This is a genomic window from Gordonia sp. CNJ-863 (assembly GCF_001942325.1).
Taxonomy (GTDB): domain Bacteria; phylum Actinomycetota; class Actinomycetes; order Mycobacteriales; family Mycobacteriaceae; genus Gordonia; species Gordonia alkanivorans.
Map to the genome: position 1 here is coordinate 1 of NZ_MKKG01000062.1, position 3,150 is coordinate 3,150.

6 protein-coding genes are annotated in these 3,150 nt (G+C 58.2%); 1 reads left to right on the forward strand and 5 read right to left on the reverse strand.

Translation table 11 applies throughout. The features are described 5' to 3' along the window. Window positions 1-138 precede the first annotated feature (138 nt). Entirely contained in the window at window positions 139-759 is a 621-nt protein-coding gene (locus BJF87_RS21675; RefSeq protein ID WP_075863887.1) for a recombinase zinc beta ribbon domain-containing protein, read from the forward strand. A 31-nt stretch (window positions 760-790) separates the two neighbouring features. On the opposite strand, the gene BJF87_RS21680 is transcribed toward BJF87_RS21675, so the two are convergent. The 5 genes from BJF87_RS21680 to BJF87_RS21700 form a co-directional block, all read right to left on the reverse strand. Continuing rightward, window positions 791-1,441, reverse strand: a complete 651-nt coding sequence (locus BJF87_RS21680; RefSeq protein ID WP_262339097.1) for a uracil-DNA glycosylase — start codon at window positions 1,439-1,441, stop codon at window positions 791-793. A gap of 208 nt (window positions 1,442-1,649) precedes the next feature. Beyond that, window positions 1,650-2,006 carry an Lsr2 family protein gene (locus tag BJF87_RS21685; RefSeq protein ID WP_075863888.1) on the reverse strand — a complete coding sequence of 119 codons (357 nt, stop codon included), beginning with the start codon at window positions 2,004-2,006 and terminating at the stop codon, window positions 1,650-1,652. Window positions 2,007-2,124: 118 nt separating this feature from the next. Beyond that, complete coding sequence (locus BJF87_RS21690; RefSeq protein WP_075863889.1) at window positions 2,125-2,358, reverse strand: hypothetical protein; 234 nt, start codon at window positions 2,356-2,358, stop codon at window positions 2,125-2,127. Window positions 2,359-2,380: 22 nt separating this feature from the next. After that, a complete protein-coding gene (locus BJF87_RS25990) occupies window positions 2,381-2,896 on the reverse strand; it encodes a hypothetical protein (protein WP_139319573.1) in 516 nt (171 codons plus the stop codon). 80 nt (window positions 2,897-2,976) lie between these two features. Then, on the reverse strand, window positions 2,977-3,150 hold a 174-nt coding region (locus tag BJF87_RS21700; protein WP_139319406.1), incomplete at its 5' end, for an integrase core domain-containing protein.

A 3,150-nucleotide genomic window follows, 5' to 3' on the forward strand; every position in this document is an offset into this window, starting at 1 on the left:
CCTACCACCGCCGCAGACGACAGGACCGCCTCGGCAGATTGACCCCCATTGAATTCGAGACCATCATCAACCACGAGGCCCCTCAGGCCGCGTGACTAACCCTGTCACCTATCCGTGCACCAGGCCCTGCTGTCAGGGATGCTCTACTGCGGGAGCTGCGGTGCGCGTATGTATCACAAGTCCAAACAGCAACGCGATGGCTCCTACAAGCCGCAGGCTTGGTGCCCCGGCAAGAACGTCGACACTGGCATGCCGAGTGGCTGCGGCAAGGTGAGCCGGATGACCGCGCCGATCATCGATCTCGTGACCGAAGCCGTGATGTGTCGCCTGGACTCACCGCAACTCGCTCAGGCACTTGAGCAACAGAAGTCGGCGAACAACCCGACCCGTGAGCTTGGTCAGCAACTGCGCATCCTGGAAGCCCGCATGAGCGAACTGAACCACGACTACTACGTCACCAAGCTGCTGAGCCGGGACGAGTTCGAGACACTACGCGAGTCAACCAAGGCAGAGATCACGGACACTGAGAAGCAGATCCATGAGTTCACTTCGACCGCGCTGCTAGGCGGCATGGACATCGGGCGTGACGTGCGAACGAAGTGGGACAGCGAGTCGATCGAGTGGCGACGAGACGTCCTTGGTCATCTCATCGAACGAGTCTGCGTGCACCCTCGCGGCAGCACCGAAGGGTACAAGGTGCCGACCTACAAGCAGTGGAAGTTCGACGTAAAACTGATCGAGATCAAGTGGAAGGTCTAGCTGGTTTGTCGTCCCACGTAAGGGCGCGCCCTCACTCCCCACGTAGTCGTGCAGACGCCCGAGCGAAGTCGTCGACTAGCTTTCGTTCGCGTCGTTCACGCTCGCCTGGGACGTTCGTCTGCAGGGCCTGACGGCTTGTGTGGTAGGTCTCGATCGTCGTGATATCGCGAACCAAGTCAGGATTGCGCAGACGGAAGCGCTGCCAAGCGACTTGCGCCTCGCCACCATGCGCCATCACAACTTCTAGGTTCGGACAGAGCGACACGACCTGCTTCAGCGGCCCAAGTCCGCGATCGATCTCCTGGGACGAAGGCTTGCGGTTGATGTACCAGGGATAGGTGTTCCACACCATCAACTGATCGTGCTCGATGCCCGCGTTCTTCAAGAAGTTGTAGTGACGCTCGGCCGACTGATCGTCGTTCTCTACACACAGCATTCCGCTTCCGGAGCCAACCTGGGTCTTCGGACCGGGGTCGCGGAAGATCGCGAGGACGCGCGCGTTGATCCCCCCGTACAACGGCGCAACGTACGGCATCCACTCCTCAACCGTACTCAGCTCATCCACCATCCTGTTGAATGGTTCGATGTGTGGCAGATAGCGATCATCCATCTGCTGCTTCTGGAAGCTCTTCATCCGCATCCGACGCGCCATCATGCTCCTGTCCTGGCTGAGTGCGATCAAACTAACAGAGCAGTCGGACAAAGCGGGCGCGTTGCTCCACTCCCCCATCTCGGCTTGCGAGTCAGCTTGAACAGGGGTCGAGTTAGCGGGCAGAGTCCCCTCCCCTACCGACCGATGGGTCGGCTAACAGAGGTAGATGCTGTACATACGACAACACCACCTCTCCCGCTCGGTCTAGTGCCGGAGAAGTGGTGTAGCGACGCTATATCTAGTGTGCCGCGTCAAACGCATCGATTACGTTCGCGGGGATACGCCCACGCGGTGAGACCTCGTAGCCCTTCTTGTTCGCCCACTCGCGGATAGCTGCGAGCTGCTCTCTGCTCCGTCCGGACCCCGTGCCGGTGCGTCGCGTGCCACCCCCGGCACGGGTGCGTCCGACCTTTCGGGCGGAGTCGATGTACTTCTTGATCGCGGTGTCAAACTTGTTGGCGTTCGCACTCTTCAGGTCGATCTCGTAGTCCGTGCCTCGATAGGAGAAGCTGACCGTGTCGATCTCTCCTTCTTCGACGACAGACCCATCAAGGTCGTCCATGTACTCATACGTGGTGATCTTTCGACTGGCCATGACACCACTATATGCATAAGAACTTTGTTCAGCTTGTGTGAGGGCCTGAACACGTAAGTTATACAACTTGCGCCCCGAACGTATCGGGGCGCATAGGCAGCGTCTGGTGCGGTCTGGGCTAGTACGTTGGGGTCTTGCTCGAGCCCAACATGACGGCTTCGACTTTTGGATATCGTCGGCCGACTAACCGTGCAAGTGCGTAGTAGGCTGCGCCCGCAGTGACAGTGATGACCGCGACGAGCGGCTCCTGGGCGGTGTCCAAGTCCAGGCCTATGTTCGCAGCTTGCCCAATGACGAAGCCGGCGATCAGCGGCGCGTAAGTCCTAATGTATGCGGTTACTGTGTCGTTCATATCACCTCCATTGATGAGTAATTTAGTTGTTTTCCTTCTTAACGTAGACAGTTCGCTTCAATTCTTCGAACTCATCGTTCGTCGGCTTAGTCCAACTCTCACGATCTGCCCTATCGCCCAGCTCGAGAAGACGCGCAGTTCTGTCTGCCTCATCCCCCGTGTTGAGCAGCGGGATCAAATCGTTGTAGCTGATCTTGCCCACGTACTTTGCTTGTTCTGCCGGTGAAGCGTGTCGCTTCCTGAACCGCCAGAACAGGGCGTTTAATAAATCTGCTGTTGGAATCACTGTGTCAACCTCCTTTTTTGTTAATCCAATACTCCACTCAGCCTGGTCGTCGTAGTTTCCCCACACCGACACGTGTAGATGCTGCCTATGAGAACCTGCGTAGTGGAACACCCATCGCCACCCGTGGTCCGATGGAACCATGATGCGATCGTTGAAAATTAGATACTTCACACGGCCATCTCGTGAAGCTGCAATAGCATCAGCTATGGCCTGGACATCAACGCCAGCAGCCGGGTCGTGGGTAATGTCCATGGCGGTGACCACACCCGCTGAGTTCGGGTTGTGATCGGAAGCCGAGCCTTGTGAGGGGGACCCATTCGATGGTCCAGTCGCTATGCGGCTTGAGGTTGGTGGGTCGTGGTCCACTGTAGGGCGAACTCGGCGGGGGTGAGTCCGTGGTGGGCCGAATGGGGTCGGTTGGCGTTGTAGTCGATCCTCCAGTCTTCGATGATGACCCGGGCTTCGCGCAGGGAGTCAAAGCGCCAGGAGTTGAGCAGCTCGTCGCG